The following is an 18603-nucleotide window of genomic DNA, read 5'->3' as shown; positions in this document are numbered from 1 at the left end:
AAAACTATAAGCTGTACGGCTTTCTTCTTATTTTAAAATACCTTGATGAGGATCTGGTGGAAATGCCTTATGCGTTATCTCACCCCGTAAAAGCTTATAAGCTTCATTCAATTGCACATCATCCTTAGGATTTTTAGGAACAAAAGCAGCTGAACCAGAGCCTTTCTCACTTTCTTGTTTTCCTTTGATATGTCCTTTTAACTCAGATTCACCAAGCGTTACATCATAACCCTTATATTTTTCAGGCAATGGCTGCTCAACAATAATATCAGGGGTAATCCCAGTTCCTTGAATTGATGTACCCATCGGAGTGTAATAAAGCGCTGTCGTTAAACGCAAAGCTCCATTTTCACCTAAAGGAATAATGGTTTGAACAGATCCCTTACCAAAAGATTGTGTGCCTAAAATTGTAGCGCGACGATGATCTTGTAAAGCCCCTGCAACAATTTCAGAAGCACTTGCTGAACCACCATTAATAAGAACAATGAGAGGCTTCCCGTTAATCAGATCTCCTGGTCTAGCATCAAATCTCGTCACATCTTTCTTTCTACGACCACGAATCGATACAATTTCACCTTTATTAAGAAAAGCACCTGAAATACTAACCGCCTGTTCTAAAAGGCCTCCAGGATTAAGGCGTAAATCAAGCACATACCCTTTCAAACGATCTTGAGAAATTTTGGACTGAATATCTTTAACTGCAGCTTGAAGATCACTAAAAGTCTGCTCAGAAAATTGAATGAGTTTTAAATAACCAATATCATTTTCAACACGATACTTAACCGCCTTCACTTTGATAATATCACGAATAACTTTAATCTCAAGAGGTTTATCAACACCAGAACGAATAATTGTTAGCGTAACCGGTATACCAACAGCACCTCTCATTTGACTCACAGCTTCATTCAAAGACTGACCTTTTACCTGTTTACCATCAATCTTTAAAATAACATCTCCTGCTAAAATACCAGCTTTTGAAGCTGGTGTATCCTCCATCGGGGAAACAATCTTAAGGAGACTCTTTTCCATGGTTACTTCAATACCAAGACCACCAAACTCTCCCTTAGTAGAAGCTCTCATATCTTTAGCTGCTTCAGCATCCATATAAGAGGAATGTGGATCAAGCGAAGAAAGCATTCCATTAATAGCATTCTCAACAAGCTTTTTATCATTTGGAACTGTAACATAGTGCATCCGCACTCGTTCAAAGATATCACCAAATATAGCCAACTGTTTATAAATATTAATGTCATTATTCGCAGCAACAGATTGCGCTATAATCGTTGAACTGACGCTGAGCAATATCACAGCGACCGAAAGTATAACTTTACGAATCATTTTTGTTCCTTTTTAATTGTTCAGTCTGCCACCAAGGGTTTGGATCCACAGGTTTTCCATGCTTTCTAAACTCAATGTAAAGCATTGGAGTCTTTTTGCCTATATCCAATGCAATAGTATTCGCAATAAATTCTGTTCCCATCATACCAATAGGTTCACCTGAAAGAACAAACTGTCCCTGAGTTACATTAATTTTAGCCATTCCGATAAGAGTAATATAGTAACCATGCCCAACATTAAGAATAATTAATTGCCCATAAGAACGGAATGATCCAGAAAAAGCGACAAGAGCATCAGCAGGAGCTACAACTACAGCTTCTGGTTCTGTTGCAATAACTTCACCAAAACGCGCAACATGCGAATTATTATTAAAATGTTGAATTTTTTTCCCTGAAACAGGTAAAAGAAAATGGCCCTTTTTACTTTGAAAATCTATTTGCTCTAATAATTGTAAACTTTTCCGTACACTCTCTGATGAAGTGAAATCAGACTGTGATTGATAGTCTAACTCTAAAATTAATTCTTCTAAAGACTGCGCTTTCTTAATAAGAGTAATATTTTTCTCTCGCAGCATCATAAGCTCTTTTTGTGATCTTTTCTGTGATTTTTCTTTTTCATCTAACAAAAACTCTAAATATTTAAGCTGCTCGGCTTGATTTTGCATTTTAGCTTTTAAATCTACGCATTCCATAGCAATAACATGACCTAAATTAGTCAATTTTTTTAGATTTTCTGTTAAATTCTGTGTTTTTTCTTGCATATCAGGAATGATAGCTCCCAATAAAATAGAGCTGCGTATGGAAGCAAAAACATCTTTAGGTTGCGCTATAAGAGCAGGAGGTGGTTTTAATCCTGTCCGTGCTAAAATAGCTAATATCTCTGAAAATTCAGCTTGGCGATTTTTTAAATTTTGATACACCTGCGTCTTCTGTTCTAAAAGTTGCTTAAGCTTTTCCTCCCTTTCAATAATATCATTTGCCAAATTGCGCTCTACTTTAGCAACTTTTATGAGTTCATCAGTCAAAGTACGTTGATCTTTTTTCAAACGATCAACTTGTTGTATCAATGAAGCAATATGTTTACGCGATACCGAAATATTATTGCGAATGTCCATTAATGTTTTTTGTACGACTTCGCGACTATCCATATCTTCAGCATACAAAATAGGTATCTGAATATTCATGCTTAATATCAGCAACAGAAATATTACACATTTCTTGCATAAATACTGTATCTTTATCTTTTCATGAAGAAACCTCTTCATTTGTCCAACCATCAAACTCAATTATATAAACTAACAATGCTTTAAATGCTGTCACCTAAAACAATGTTAATAAGTGCATGAATAGGTATAAAAAATATATAAAATTTAAAAACGATGATAAGGGTGATGACCAATGATTGTTATAACTCTATACAGCTGTTCTGTGAGTAATATACGTGCAATCTGATGCGGCCATGTCATAAAACCAAAAGATAAAAGAAAATCAGCGTGATTTCTAACTTGTTCGCTATGCCCATCAGGTCCTCCTAAAGCAAATATTAAATCACGAACACCCTCATCACGATAACATGCTAATTTCTCAGCAAAAATAGATGATGATATCGACTTTCCACGCTCATCCAACACAATTAATCGGCATTTTTCAGGCAAATATTCAAAAAGTTTTTTTTCTTCTTCTTTCATACGTTGACAGGGTGTATGAGCACGACTTTCTGATATTTCTTGCATTTTTCCAAACTGAAAACCTACAGCCTTAGCACTTTTAGAAAAACGATCTAAATAACGGTGAACTAATATCTGTTCAGCACCTTGTTTCATACGACCAACAGCAAAAATAGAAACTTGCATATCAGTTGTCTCCAACAAGAATTGATTCAATATTCTCCAAACCTGAATCAAGCCATATTTTTTCTAAATTATAAAAAGTGCGAATTTCCGGACGAAAAAGGTGAATAATGATATCGCTTGCATCAATTAGTACCCAATCCCCTCCAGCCATTCCCTCTACTCTCGCGTTACCATATCCACTTTCTTTCCAAACAGATAAAAGACGATCAGTGATAGCCAAAACATGACGCTGAGAACACCCAGAAGCAATAACCATATAATCAGCTAAAGAAGACCTTCCCCGTAGATCAATAGAAATAATATCTTCTGCTTTTATATCTTCTAAACTACTCAGAATAATTTTAAGACCATTCGTAACTGACAAGCATTTTTCTTCTGCTGAAGAAGCAATAATATTACAACGTTTTTGTACAAATTTTTCCAGACTAATATCCTTTCTTATTATTATTTAAAACATAAGAGTTAAGAGTAAAAGAAGAATACTCTAAAATAGTTGCAGAATCCTATAAAATCTTCAAGAAGAATCATTTCCTTCTAAACGCAGCTTTGTTGAAGATTGAAAAGATAAAGGCCCATGTAAATAAATCCAAGCAGGTGGTGCCATAAAAGGCAATAGCGTACTTGCTCTCTCATCCACACGAGAATAACAATAAGTTCTAGCCATAGGAGAAGAAAGTGCTGACATCCGTGCTAAAGGGCGATCAATGATTGCAACAGGAATCATAGACATAATATCCCGCCACCTATGCCAATAATGAAACGTTGCTAAATTATCTGCTCCCATAACCCACACAAAATGCACTCTCCTATAACGTTTAAGGATATAAGAAATCGTATCAACTGATATTTTACTTCCTATAGTCTTTTCAAAACCTGTTACGCGAATTTTGGGATGATTAAGAAATTCCGAACTTAACTGCATTCTCTTATGCAAAGATGGCAATTGTATACAATCTTTTAAAGGATTTCCTGGAGTTATCATCCACCATAATTGATTAAGACGCAAACGCAAAATTGCAGTTTTTGCAACAAGAAGATGACCCGCATGTGGTGGATTAAATGATCCACCAAAAAGGCCAACAACATTGGACTTTTCAACATGTGGTATACGATTTTCCCATGGAAAAAAAAGTTGTTTCAAGGCCTAACCTGCCCATTTCCACTAATGTGATATTGAAATGATGTCAACTGTTCAACCCCTATCGGTCCACGTGCATGCATTTTCCCTGTTGCAATACCAATTTCTGCTCCAAAACCAAATTCCCCTCCATCAGCAAATTGTGTTGATGCATTATGAAGCAAAATGGCTGAATCTAAACGATCAAAAAACATTTTAACCACTCCCATATCCTCACTAATAATTGATTCAGTATGTCCTGACGAATAACGCTGAATGTGTGCAATGGCTCCCTCAATACCATCAACCGTTTTAGCAGATAAAATTGCATCAAGATATTCACAAGACCAATCTTCTTCACAGGCTAATCTAGCTCCTTGCATAAGCGAGATGATATCTTCTGTCACACGAACTTCACATCCCTTCTCCTGTAAAGCAATGAGAACAGGAAGAAACTTTTTAATGCCTGACGGTCAATCAAAACTGTCTCAACAGCTCCACATATACCTGTACGCCGTAATTTTGCATTTAACACAATTTCACGTGCCATATCTAAATCCGCTGACTTATCAATATAAATATGACAAAGGCCTTCTAAATGTGCAAAAACAGGAACACGCGCATCAGATTGAATACGTGCTACCAGATTTTTCCCACCACGGGGTATAATAACATCAATTGCGCCATCTAAACCCTTAAGTATTTCTCCAACAGCATCACGATCTTTTGTTTTCACTATTTGAATAGCGCTCTTAGGCAAGCCTACTTGTTCCAGCCCTTTTACTAATGCTGAATGAAGCGCAAGTGCAGAATGAAAACTATCTGAACCACCACGCAAAATTGCAGCATTTCCAGATTTCAAACACAAAGCACTTGCATCAATCGTAACATTTGGCCGACTTTCATAAATAATACCGATGACACCAAGTGGTGTTCGCACACGACGGATATGAAGCCCATTTGGACGCGTCCATTCACTGATCACTTCTCCAAGAGGATCCGGCAAGCAAGCGATCTGACGAACACTATCAACCATTGCATGTAAACGCGATTCATCCAACTTCAGCCGATCCATCATCACAGATGTTAAACTATTCCGAGCAGCATTTTCTAAATCTTGATGATTAGCACATAAAATTTCAACCGACTGAGTTTCTAAATTCAGAGCAATCATTTCCAAAGCACTTTTTCTTTGGTCAGCAGAAGCACTTGCAAGTACTGCAGCAACATCACGTGCTTTCTGCCCTATAACTCTCATCTGTTCTGCTAAAGTCATATTATCACTCATTCACAAAAAAAGAAGAACTTTTATATTCAATCCGATAAGCAACGTAAAACCATATCATTGCGATGCACTACAACGGAACGCACTCCATTCCCAAGAATATAATCTATTTCTTCACTCTTACGGCCTATAATAACCTTCGCTTCATCTGCCCCATAATTTACAAGACCACGAGCAATCTCAATTCCATTTTTATCAACAATTGCAACCATATCGCCACGATCAAACACTCCCTCAACCGCAGCAACTCCGGCAGCAAGTAATGATTTTCCAGATTCAAGCGCTTTAATGGCCCCCTGATCAATAGTCAAAATGCCCGATGGATCTAAATGACCAGAAATCCATTTTTTCCAAGCATTTACCGGCTTCTCACTTGCAGCAAAAAAACTACTGCGTTCTCCTTTGTCAATTGCTAAAAGGGGATTCATACGCTTTCCTAAAGTAATAACCATTGCTGTTCCAGCAGCAGTAGCTATTTTCCCTGCCTCAAGTTTAGTCTTCATTCCACCCCGTGAAAACTCTGAAGCAGCAACATCTGCCATGTTCTCAATATCACGTGTAATTGATGAAACAAAAGAAATAAATTCAGCATCTGGATTTAAATGAGGAGAACACGTATAAAGACCATCAACATCAGATAAAAGGATTAAAAGATCCGACCCTATCATCGTTGCAACACGTGCTGCTAAACGATCATTATCGCCATAACGAATTTCACTTGTCGCTACGGTATCATTTTCATTGATAACAGGAATGACTCCAAAACGTAAAAGTGTATCAATAGTAGCACGTGCATTAAGATAACGGCGACGTTCTTCGGTATCGGATAATGTCAGCAAAATCTGACCTGTTCTCAATCCATGTTGGGCCAATACATCGCTATAAGCTTTAGCAAGTTCAATCTGACCTAAGGCAGCACACGCCTGACTCTCTTCTAATTTTAAAACACCCTTAGAGAGATGAAGTGAGGTACGCCCTAAAGCAATAGCACCAGAAGAAACAAATAAAACCTCAACACCTTTTTGGCGTAATTGAACAGCATCATTAATTAAACTTTTAAGCCACTCAACGCGTAAACCTTTTTGAGGATCCACTAAAAGCGCAGAACCAACTTTAATCACAATACGCTTATATTGTGAAAGTTTTCGCATTCCAATGGTCACCGTCATGAATCCTATTTACGCTTCACGAACATTATTTGTTCGTTCTTTTTCAATGATATGTGCAATAGCACGCAATACATGATCTAAGCCTTCATGACTTACCGCAGAAACCATCATAACCGATTTACCAGATGCCTTTTGCAACATTTCCTGTTTGACAACACGCTCTTCAATAGGCAGAGTATCGATTTGGCTTAAAGCCACGATTTCAGTTTTATCATTCAAATGATGTCCATATAGCGTGAGCTCATGGCGAATAGTGTGATAAGCTTTTGCCACATCTTTTTCTTGAGCAGAAACCAAATGAAGTAAAACACGGCAACGTTCCACATGCCCTAAAAAGCGGTCACCGATTCCCACACCTTCATGAGCTCCCTCGATCAAACCAGGAATATCAGCCAAAACAAATTCACGAGCATCAACAGATGCAACACCAAGATGAGGATGCAAAGTAGTAAAAGGATAACTGGCAATTTTCGGCTTTGCGGCCGTTACTGCCGCCAAAAAAGTTGATTTTCCAGCATTTGGCAAACCAATAAGTCCCCCATCAGCAATCAATTTCAAACGTAGCCAAAGTGTACGTTCTTCTCCACTCAAGCCTGGATTTGCATGCCGAGGTGCTCGATTCGTAGAAGTTGTAAAATGAAGATTACCAAAACCGCCATTGCCTCCTTTAGCAAGACGATAACGTTGTCCAACTTCTACCAAATCACAAATCAATGTTTTATTATCTTCTTCAAAAATCTGTGTTCCAACTGGCACTTTAAGAATGACATCATCACCCTTTACGCCTGTCATATTGCGCCCCTTACCATGCCCTCCTGTTTTTGCTCTGAAATGCTGTTGATAACGATAATCAATCAGTGTATTGAGCCCATCGACAACAAGAGCCCATACATCGCCACCACGTCCGCCATTCCCTCCATCTGGGCCTCCAAACTCTATAAACTTTTCACGACGGAATGATACTGCTCCTGCTCCACCATTACCAGAACGAATATAAACTTTAGCCTGATCAAGAAATTTCATAAAATGCCTATTAAGGAATTCGCTTTTGCTATTTATACAAAAATACGTGTTTATTTTATGGGTTTTTATTCTGTACAAAAAACGAACAATAATTACTATAAATTGATTAAAAAAGTTTTTGTGTAATCAATCAAGTCAAATAACTTTTAGCTTTTTATATATAAAGCTATTTTTGTGTTTCAGTTATACCCTTAAATTCAAGCGCTAAAAGATAAAGTTCAACTGATTCTGCTCGGCTTGCAGGAGGTTTTACATGATGAACCGTTTTAAAATTCTGTTTTAATGTAGTGAGAAGAGTATTCTCTGCTCCTCCCTGAAAAGCCTTTGCTAAAAAATGACCTCCAGACTTAAGAACAGAAAGAGCAAAATCAGCAGCCATTTCACATAAATATACTGTTCTTAAATGATCTGTTTTACGGTGCCCCGTTGTTGGTGCTGCCATATCAGAAAGCACTATATCTGGCTGTTCTCCTAAAGCATTCATCAACTTCCGCGGTGCATTTTCATGTAAAAAATCCATCTCCAATACTACAACTCCCGGTAGTGGATCCATCGGTAAATAATCAATACCAACAACGCTAGGCTTTTGATTACTTGATTCCACTTTACGGGCTGCAACCTGACACCATCCTCCAGGAGCAGCTCCTAGATCAATGATTTTCTGGCCTTTTTTGAAGATCTTATAACGCTCATCAATTTCAATAAGTTTATAGGCAGAACGTGAACGATAACCGTCCACTTTTGATTGATGAACATAAGGATCATTCAAATGCCTCTCTAACCATCGCCGTGACGATGCTTTAATCGTTCCTGCCTTCTTTTTCACACGCTGATATAGCGCATGTGATCCCGAACCACCTCTACCACCTTTTGATGTTGTTTTTTTCATAAACTTACTATTTCTACATTCTGATAATTTTTAATACTTAAAACACTTGTTTTTATGATGATACCCCAAACACTATCATTCAACATTCAGTTGTAGTAAAATTTCTTACTTTGCTTCATAAGCTGCAACTCTTGAATCACTCACTGAATAAAATTTAAATACCATCTAAAATAGCACAACTCGCTCAAACTACATTTTTCCTTTTGTCTTCAATTGCAAAAAGTAGTTACCCATTTTTCTATATCCTACGACAATAAATTTTTTATCATAAGGATCGTAGCTACTTAAGCTCTTGATTAAAAAATCCTCAATTTGGCTCTGATCATACTCTTTATAATTGAGACGGATCCCTACTCAATAAAATCATTATTATTCCAGAAGTTCCCAAAAGATAAAATTTTAAGCCTTGCAATAAAATGTCTCATCTATAAGGATCTGAAAAATTCTCACATAATTTTTCAAGGATCTGAAACCATCTGAACACATATCTTTTTTCTAAAAATTAAAAAATTGAATGAGCATAACAACTCAAATAAATAAAAAATACCCAATCTGTTTCTTCTCAACAATCTTTAATTCAAAACCAGTTTCATCTAAAATACGCTCAATAAAACAGCATGTATCCACTGCAACTAAACGATAACATTTAATGAGTCTTTTCTTCAATTTTAAACGACAAACTTTTAACCCTTCAGTCACATAATTTATTGTTTTTATAATAAAAAATCATCTTTTTTCTAACCTTAAAATCAATGAACAAGTCGCGCGATAAGAAAACAACAATTATTGATTTACAAACTAATTTCCACATAAAAGGTAAAGATTTTAAATGAGAAAAATTTCTAGTTTTACAACCGCAACTCTCTGATCACACACTCTATCCGGTTGAATAAAAGTATTGACCTTCAGCATTTCTTGCGTGGTTGCTGTTGAATTATAATAAAGTAAAGTATAACTTTATCTATAACACACAAAACGATTATTTAATCATTCCTATGAAAATACACACTTTCTTCTTAAGAACGTTTATAATAGTAAAGTTTATATATAAAAATATACTCTTTTTCTAAAATCTATTAAACTTATCTATAAAGATAAAATACAAGTATTCTTGATATTATATATACTTAAAAGTAAATATAGCTGATCAGTTTTTTTACTTTATTATTTCAATTCAAAAAAATAATGACTCCTTAGCTAAAATAAAAATCTCTTTTTTCTTCAGCTTATTACATCTCTTATCGTTGTAAAGAAAATAGCGCTTCACTCAACCCGCTAAATGGTAAGGTAAAAGAAAGTGTTTTTCCTTCTTTAAGGTTATAGGAAATACGTACATTCTTCTTTTTCTCTATTTGATCACTTAAGACAGGGCTCAAACCTGACTGTGCTAAACAGACCGTTTCATCACACTGCGTATAACGAACCAAACTAGGCTCTTTAACACCTTCCATAGATATTTTTATAGGAATAGTTGTATCAGCATTTGGCAATGTACGGAAGAGTATAGCTGGTTGACCACTTTTTGTAGAAACAAGAGACCAACTAAAAACTGTATTATCTTCTTCATCATGGACTGTTTGCGTTACATTACATATACCTTGGTTAAGGATTGTATTTTCATCACAAATTAAAGTCCAATTATAAAACTGCATAATGAGTCGTCGTATTTCTCCAGGTTTTCCTGACGGAACAGACAATTGAGGTGGCTGCACCGTATACGTAATATTTTTTTCATGAGCAAAACTTTCCCCTTTGGCTAATAAGACAAAGGTAAAAAAAATACCTACAAAAATACTCGGATGTTTTATCATTATTATTTATCTCATTATTACTTCAGTCTTACACTGATACCTGCACCTATACCCCAGTGACCACCCGCAGTTGTTACAGAGAAATTAGAGCGAATATCTCCACTTTCAGATGTATAGCCAGCACCAAAAGCAATTGCAGATTGGCTATGCCATGAACCGCTACTAAATGCAACGCTTAATGCACCAGGGGCATCTTCATAACGCAAATTAGATACTGCTAAACCAATAGCTGCTGCTTGTCTTGCTTCCTTTTTTACACCCTCAATATTATAATTTAGGCTCTCAAATTTCATGTCAGTGTAATCTTTTGCTTCCTGTATCTTTTCATCGGTATACTTTTTTGAATCATCAAGGACAACTGCCATTTGCTCATACAATTGGCCTCCATTAATAGCTTCTTTCGAACCTTTCTCAACTTTACCATCACCAACATTATCAATCACAACAGGTGCACTTGCATCCCCTCCTGTTAACGTAACTTTATTCGTTTTCTTGCCATCTTTATCTTTATCATACTGAACAGCTCCCTCTGCCATCTGATTAGCTGTCTCCTCAAACTTATCAAACTTATTTTCAAGCTTACCGACTCTTTGATTCGTATCCCAAAGTTGTCCACCATTTACCGCGTCTTTCGAGTTCTTGTCTATTTCACCATCTGCCACATTGGTAATTTTTGCGGCGTCCATTTCTCCCTTTTCATTTTTATGGCTTGCATCATATGCCTTTTTCTCGTCATTCCATTTTATAACATCGTTCTCTGTCTGATTTTCGACACCACCTAAACGGTTATTCAAGTTTTCCAAACTTTTATTAACACCACCAAAAGCATCAGCTACATTAGTATACTTTTCGTATTTCGGTCCATCAGCTTTCCCACCAAAATTGAATTGAATAATCTCAAATGCTGGAGCAGTCCATACTCCATTGTTATATCCAGCTCCACCACCTAAATATTTAGCAAGTTCCGTATTTGTTTCATAAAGCTGTTTTCCAGTAACCGCTTCAGTCGAGCTCGCTGAAAGCGTTCCATCTTTCAAGCCAGAAAGGGTCCGATTTTCTCCGTCTTTGTTCGTAAGATTAACTTCCGTTCCACCCGTATTTGCACCTATCGTAATCCGGCCACTCTCATCTTCACTTTTTTCTTGTTGTATAAGATTAGTTTCTACAACCGTCGTGAGGGAGCTGCTAACATCCTTTAAAGCATCCGCTACATTCTTATATTCTTTCTTTCCCGTAGAACCATCTTCTTGAAGAACGTTAATCGTGAAGGTAGGATCTTCCCATTTCCCATCTGCATAGCTCGCTCCTCCACCTAAATATTCAGCAAGTTTTGTGTTTGTTTTATAAAGCTGATTCCCTGTAACTGCCTGATTAGACCCTTCTGAAACTGCTCCATCACTTAAACCAGAGAGAACACGTGCAACCGACTGATTATTCAATAAACTAATTTCCGTTCCGCCCGTCTTCGCACCTATTGTAATACGACCATTCTCTCCTTCTTCTTGTTGAACAAGACTCTTACTTCCAGATCCTGATAGTTCCTTATAAATATCTGAAAGGCTATCATCAACGCCAGAAAAGGCTGATCCTACATCCTTGTAATTATGACCGCGAATTGTATAAGTCGGTTCTTGTCCAGTAAGAATATCGGCTCCACCCCCTAAATAGGCAGCAAGTTTCTTGTTTATTTCATAAAGCTGACCTCCTGTGATCGCTTCAGTCGAACCTTCTGAGATATCTCCACCAAGAAGAAACTTAAGTTTACTATTCGTCTTTTCTTGTCCTTTTTCACCATGATGCGCAACAAAAGCCTGCTCACTATCACTCCACAATAAGCTATTTTGTGCAGCACTTTCCGTACTCGCATTCATCTCTTGTTGAATCTCTGTCAATGTTGTATCAACTCCAGCAAAAGCGGCACCTACATTTTTGTAATCATTACCCTGAACTGTATAAGTCGGTTCTTGTCCAGTAAGAATATCGGCTCCACCCCCTAAATAGGCAGAGGTATTCTTCGCAACCGTGGAAACATCTCCTTGAACTTTTGTAACTTTATCCGTCGTTTCTGTAAGCTTTGTATCAACCGCATACAGCTGTTTTCCAGTAACCGCTTCAGTCGAGCTCGCTGAAAGCGTTCCATCTTTCAAGCCAGAAAGGGTCCGATTTTCTCCGTCTTTGTTCGAAAGATTGACTTCTTTGCCCCTTGTCTTAGCGCCTATCGTGATGCGACCACTCTCATCTTCACTTTTTTCTTGTTGTATAAGATTAGTTTCTAAAACCGCTGTGAAGGAGCTGCCAATATCCTTTAAAGCATCCGCTACATTCTTATATTCTTTCTCTCCCGTAGAGCCATCTTCTTGAAGAATGTTAATCGTGAAAGTTGGATCTATCCATTGCCCATCTTCATAGCCCGCTGCGCCACCTAAATATTCAGCAAGTTTTGTGTTTGTTTTATAAAGCTGACCTCCTGTGATCGCTTCAGTCGAACCTTCTGAGATATCTCCACCAAGAAGAAACTTAAGTTTACTATTCGTTTTTTCTTGTCCTTTTTCACCATGATGCGCAACAAAAGCCTGCTCACTATCACTCCACAATAAGCTATTTTGTGCAGCACTTTCCGTATTTGTATTCATCTCTTGTCGAATCTTTGTCAATGTTGTATCAACTCCAGCAAAAGCGGCACCTACATCATGATGCTTTGTCCCTTGGACCTTATAAGTTGGTTTTTGTCCATTAAGAATATCGGCTCCACCCCCTAAATAGGCAGAGGTATTCTGCGCAATCGTGGAGACATTCCCTTGGATTGTTGTAACATCAGCTTGAATTTTCGTAACATTTTGCGTGGTTTCTGTAAGCTTGGTATCAACTTCATAAAGCTGTTTGCCAGTAACTGCTTCTGTCGAACTCTTTGAGAGTTCTCCATCCTTTAAGCCTGAAAGCGTCCGACCTTCGCCGTCTTTATTCGAAAGATTGATTTCCGTTCCACCAACTGTCGCTCCTATCGTGATACGGCCATTGCCATCTTCACTTTTTTCTTGTTGAACAAGGCTCTTACCTCCAGATCCTGAGAGTTCCTTATATATATCTGAAAGGCTATCATCAACACCAGAAAAGGCTGATCCTACATTACTGTAATCATTCCCTTGAACTTTATATGTTGGAGCTATACCTCCAAGAACATCCGATCCACCCCCTAAATAAGCAGAAGTATTCTTCGCAACCGTTGAGATATCGCCTTGGGCTTTATCCATACTTGTAGATAAATCTGTGACATTTTGCGTGGTTTCTGTAAGCTTGGTATCAACTTCATAAAGCTGTTTGCCAGTAACTGCTTCAGTCGAACTCGCTGAAAGCGTTCCATCCTTTAAGCCTGAAAGCGTCCGACCTTCACCATCTTTGTTCGTAAGATCAACTGCTGTTCCACCAACTTTCGAGCCTATTATAATACGACCATTGCCATTCTCTTCTTGTTCTTGCTCAACAAGACTACCCCCTGCTACACTCGCAATCTTTGAATAAATATCTGTAATCGAACCATCAACACCAACAAATGCTGAACCTACATCATTATATGATTGACTCTGGACTTTATAAGTCGGAGCTGCACCACTAAGAATATTCGCTCCTCCTCCTAAATAGGCAGAAGCATTCTTCGCAATCGTGGAGACATCCCCTTGCACTTTCGTCACATCGCCTTGGATTGTTGTTACATCACCTTGAATTTTCGTAACACTCGTGCTCAAACCAGCAACTGTTTCTTTCGTCTCTGTAAGCTTATTATCGACCTCATAAAGCTGTTTGCCAGTAACTGCTTCTGTCGAACTGTCAGAAAGCTTGCCATCTGCCAAACCAGAAAGCGTCCGACCTTCTCCATCTTTGTTCGTAAGGTTAACTTCCGTTCCACCAACTTTCGAGCCTATTATAATACGACCATTGCCATTCTCTTCTTGTTCTTGCTCAACAAGACTACCCCCTGCTACACTCGCAATCTTTGAATAAATATCTGTAATCGAACCATCAACGCCAACAAACGCTGACCCTACATCATGATGTTCTGTATTCTGGACTTTATACGTTGGAGCTTCACCACTAAGAATATTCGCTCCACCTCCTAAATAGGTAGAAGCATTCTGCGCAATCGTGGAGACATCCCCTTGCACTTTCGTCACATCGCCTTGGATTGTTGTAACATCACCTTGAATTTTCGTAACACTCGTGCTCAAATCAGAAACTTTGTTATTCGTCTCTGTAAGCTTATTATCGACCTCATAAAGCTGTTTGCCAGTAACTGCTTCTGTCGAACTGTCAGAAAGCTTGCCATCTGCCAAACCAGAAAGCGTCCGACCTTCTCCATCTTTGTTCGTAAGGTTAACTTCCGTTCCACCAACTTTCGAGCCTATTATAATACGACCATTGCCGTTCTCTTCTTGTTCTTGCTCAACAAGACTACCCCCTGCTACACTCGCAATCTTTGAATAAAGATCTGTAATCGAACCATCAACGCCAACAAACGCTGACCCTACATCATGATGTTCTGTATTCTGGACTTTATACGTTGGAGCTTCACCACTAAGAATATTCGCTCCACCTCCTAAATAGGTAGAAGCATTCTGCGCAATCGTGGAGACATCCCCTTGCACTTTCGTCACATCGCCTTGGATTGTTGTAACATCACCTTGAATTTTCGTAACACTCGTGCTCAAATCAGAAACTTTGTTATTCGTCTCTGTAAGCTTATTATCGACCTCATAAAGCTGCTTCCCAGTAACTGCTTCAGTCGAACTCTCTGAGAGTTCTCCATCCTTTAAGCCTGAAAGCATCCGACCTTCACCATCTTTGTTCGTAAGATTGACTTCCGTTCCACCAACTTTCGAGCCTATTATAATACGACCATTGCCATTCTCTTCTTGTTCTTGCTCAACAAGACTACTCCCTGCTACACTCGCAATCTTTGAATAAATATCTGTAATCGAACCATCAACACCAACAAATGCTGAACCTACATCATTATATGATTGACTCTGGACTTTATAAGTCGGAGCTGCACCACTAAGAATATTCGCTCCTCCTCCTAAATAGGCAGAAGCATTCTTCGCAATCGTGGAGACATCCCCTTGCACTTTCGTCACATCGCCTTGGATTGTTGTTACATCACCTTGAATTTTCGTAACACTCGTGCTCAAACCAGCAACTGTTTCTTTCGTCTCTGTAAGCTTATTATCGACCTCATAAAGCTGTTTGCCAGTAACTGCTTCAGTCGAACTCGCTGAAAGCGTTCCATCCTTTAAGCCTGAAAGCGTCCGACCTTCACCATCTTTGTTCGTAAGATCAACTGCTGTTCCACCAACTTTCGAGCCTATTATAATACGACCATTGCCATTCTCTTCTTGTTCTTGCTCAACAAGACTACCCCCTGCTACACTCGCAATCTTTGAATAAATATCTGTAATCGAACCATCAACACCAACAAATGCTGAACCTACATCATTATATGATTGACTCTGGACTTTATAAGTCGGAGCTGCACCACTAAGAATATTCGCTCCTCCTCCTAAATAGGCAGAAGCATTCTTCGCAATCGTGGAGACATCCCCTTGCACTTTCGTCACATCGCCTTGGATTGTTGTTACATCACCTTGAATTTTCGTAACGCTCGTGCTCAAATCAGAAACTTTGTTATTCGTCTCTGTGATCTTACCTTCAACCTCGTAAAGCTGTTTTCCAGTAACTGCTTCAGTTGAACTGTCTGAAACTGTTCCGTCCTTCAAGCCGGAAAGCACTCGCTCTTCATTCTCTTTATTAGCGAGATTAATTTCCGTGCCATCTGCCTTAGCTCCTATCGTAATCTTTTTCGTTTCAGGATCTTGCTGTATCCAATTGTTCTTTTCTAATTCATCTTTTACTGCGTTCAATTGCGCAAAATTAACTGCATCATTATCTGCTGTACCAGCTAATACCCCTGTGATCTTTTTGCTGGCTGCATTGATCCCAGAAACCGTTATGTTTGGACCGTCTTTAATCTGTAGGCCGTTTTCATTTAAAATATTCTTGCCTGCTGTTATATCATCAACAGTAATATTTTTCGCAAGATCAAATGTTATACCACCCTGCTCACTAACATCAGCTAAGAGATTTTTACTTCCCGTAAAAAACCCAAGTTCAGTACCTGCTCCAACCTGTATAAATTTATCACCCTCAACAATCAGCTTCCAACCATTTTTGGTTAATTTTTCAATATCATTCAGCTGTTTTACATTAACAGCATCATTATCCATCATACCATCAGAGACACCTGTAATCTTCTTGTTTGCCGCATTGATCCCCAGAACTGTCATGCTTGGACCATTTTTAAAAACTAAGCCACTTTTATTTAAGGTATGCCCTGCTATTGTAATATTATCAACGGTAATACTCTTCGCAAGATCAAATGTTACTTTATTATTTTCATTCTTTGAAATTTGAAGATTGCCACCAGATGAAAAATCAACAGTGCTTCCTGAAGCAACATCTGTAGAATCTTTTCCATTAACACTTAAACTCCAACTTCCTCCATTTTTAGCTATCTCATCTCCTGTCCATTTTCTTAAAGCCTTCAACTGAGCAACATTCACAGCATCAGTATCCTCAGTACCAGCGGCTAAATTTACAATCTGCCGTCTCGTTGAGTTGCTGCCAATACTCACCGCACCCGCATTACTAACCCATGGCACACCTTCATTTGTTGTTTGTTTCCCTGTGATAGGATCATAACCAGCAATACCTTCTGGAACCAGAGCGCTAGAATACGAACCTAAAGCTACACCTAGTGCAACATGCGTGCTTGTGAGGTAACCAATAGTTATTCCACGATCCGCATCCTTCTTAACATCTGCAGCTACACCTATAGCTATTGATTGGCGGGCTAATGCCTCGGTCTTGTGATATGTAACTGTTCCTTCCGAAGGACTCGTGGATTGAAAATAACCACCTATTGCAATACTAGATTCTTGCGCATTAGACTTATGACCTATAGCAATAGAGCGTCCGCCTTTGGCTTGCGCTTCAACACCCCATTTCAAGGCATTTTCTTCCTCTCTGCCTCTTTCAAGATCTTTTTTAAACGCGTATGACGGCATAACATTTGATATATCTCGCACTGTATTTCTACCATCAACACTCCAAATTTCAGGTCTCTCAAGCCGACAAGCAGCAAATTTTCTGTCGGCTATACGTTCTTCATAATTCCCATCAGTGATAATTCTTCCTGTATCTATTTTCTTTGAATCAAAAGTGCTAAAAATGACAATATCATCTACACCACAAAATTGATCACTCGAAAAATGAACACTTCCATTACGACCTTCTGAATCTCCATGAAAAACATTTGAAGAAAGTACATCTGAACCATCAGTGCTTTTAGAGTTCTTAAGATCTTTTTGACTCTGAAGCGTTGTTTGTTGCTTTGCTGAAGAAAAAGTGTTTGCAGCAACGGGTGAAATGCTCGATAAAAGTGCTGTCATAACAGTACCTAATGAAGCAGCTTTTAATAAAAGTGAATAATGAGAAAGAGAATAACCCCTTAAATCACCGCTTTTTAAGGTAAGATATGATCTTTTCATAAGAAATCCTCCAATTCCAATAAAAATAAATTTTAGACATCAAAAAGACACATTTAGAGGTTATTAGGATGATTGAGGTAGAGTAGTAGTCATTTTGATAGTTCTTTAATTGATAAGGTTGTAGTTTTTGCTCTGTAGTGTTTTTGTCGTTTTGGGGTTTATTGTGTTTTATAAAAGTTTTTTATTTAGGGTGCCTGACATTAAAAAGACATAATTTTGTTTTATTGGCTTTCATTGTGTTTTTATAAGTTTGATTTTTTAAGAGGTGAGTTGTTTTTTTGGTTTAAGTTAATTAAGAGTGGTTTTTAAATATATATTATAGAAATTAACAATAGGTTTTTATTGTTCCTATTGTTGTTAGCATTATGTGTTAATAGAACATAAAAAAGGAAATCTCAAGTATTTTTTTGTGTTTTATTCTTTTTTTTATGTTTTTTGACATTTTTTTGCCAAAATTTATAAAAAAACCTTCACTTCTGATTCCAAAGTGAAGGTTTTTTTATGAAGTTATTCAAGAATTA

General features: G+C 37.9%; 11 protein-coding genes and 1 pseudogene. All 12 read right to left on the bottom strand.

Annotated elements, in window-relative coordinates; genetic code table 11:
• Positions 1-27: 27 nt before the first annotated feature.
• The 12 genes and pseudogenes from B11cv2_RS00900 to B11cv2_RS07470 all read right to left on the bottom strand — a co-directional run bounded on the left by B11cv2_RS00900 (position 28) and on the right by B11cv2_RS07470 (position 18082).
• A complete protein-coding gene (locus B11cv2_RS00900) occupies positions 28-1338 on the bottom strand; it encodes a S41 family peptidase (RefSeq protein ID WP_100692913.1) in 1311 nt (436 codons plus the stop codon).
• Positions 1328-2614, bottom strand: a complete 1287-nt coding sequence (locus B11cv2_RS00895) for a murein hydrolase activator EnvC (protein ID WP_100692912.1) — start codon at positions 2612-2614, stop codon at positions 1328-1330. Before B11cv2_RS00895 ends, B11cv2_RS00900 begins: the two co-directional genes overlap by 11 nt.
• Before the next feature lie 93 nt (positions 2615-2707).
• Positions 2708-3190 carry a 23S rRNA (pseudouridine(1915)-N(3))-methyltransferase RlmH gene (rlmH, locus tag B11cv2_RS00890; RefSeq protein ID WP_100692911.1) on the bottom strand — a complete coding sequence of 161 codons (483 nt, stop codon included), beginning with the start codon at positions 3188-3190 and terminating at the stop codon, positions 2708-2710.
• A gap of 1 nt (position 3191) precedes the next feature.
• A complete protein-coding gene (gene rsfS, locus B11cv2_RS00885; RefSeq protein ID WP_100692910.1) occupies positions 3192-3635 on the bottom strand; it encodes a ribosome silencing factor in 444 nt (147 codons plus the stop codon).
• A 69-nt stretch (positions 3636-3704) separates the two neighbouring features.
• Positions 3705-4298, bottom strand: a complete 594-nt coding sequence (locus B11cv2_RS00880; protein WP_035006712.1) for a nicotinate-nucleotide adenylyltransferase — start codon at positions 4296-4298, stop codon at positions 3705-3707.
• 29 nt (positions 4299-4327) lie between these two features.
• A pseudogene (locus tag B11cv2_RS00875) lies at positions 4328-5565 on the bottom strand (glutamate-5-semialdehyde dehydrogenase).
• Between the two features lie 56 nt (positions 5566-5621).
• Entirely contained in the window at positions 5622-6761 is a 1140-nt protein-coding gene (gene proB, locus B11cv2_RS00870) for a glutamate 5-kinase (RefSeq protein WP_371410315.1), read from the bottom strand.
• A gap of 9 nt (positions 6762-6770) precedes the next feature.
• Positions 6771-7784 (bottom strand): GTPase ObgE, encoded by a 1014-nt coding sequence (gene obgE / locus B11cv2_RS00865; protein ID WP_100692908.1) that lies wholly within the window; start codon positions 7782-7784, stop codon positions 6771-6773.
• A gap of 166 nt (positions 7785-7950) precedes the next feature.
• Entirely contained in the window at positions 7951-8673 is a 723-nt protein-coding gene (locus tag B11cv2_RS00860) for an RlmE family RNA methyltransferase (RefSeq protein WP_100692907.1), read from the bottom strand.
• A gap of 528 nt (positions 8674-9201) precedes the next feature.
• Entirely contained in the window at positions 9202-9372 is a 171-nt protein-coding gene (locus tag B11cv2_RS07125) for a hypothetical protein (protein WP_158521537.1), read from the bottom strand.
• Between the two features lie 539 nt (positions 9373-9911).
• On the bottom strand, positions 9912-10484 hold the full coding sequence (locus tag B11cv2_RS00855; RefSeq protein ID WP_100692906.1) for an invasion associated locus B family protein: 573 nt from the start codon (positions 10482-10484) through the stop codon (positions 9912-9914).
• 17 nt (positions 10485-10501) lie between these two features.
• The gene (locus tag B11cv2_RS07470; protein WP_245406985.1) at positions 10502-18082 is read right to left on the bottom strand and encodes a YadA-like family protein; all 7581 of its coding nucleotides are present in this window, start codon (positions 18080-18082) and stop codon (positions 10502-10504) included.
• Positions 18083-18603: the final 521 nt, after the last annotated feature.

Origin of the sequence: Bartonella sp. 1-1C (assembly GCF_002810325.1) — a bacterium.
GTDB lineage: Bacteria > Pseudomonadota > Alphaproteobacteria > Rhizobiales > Rhizobiaceae > Bartonella > Bartonella rochalimae.
This window is presented reverse-complemented; position numbering and strand designations above follow the sequence as displayed.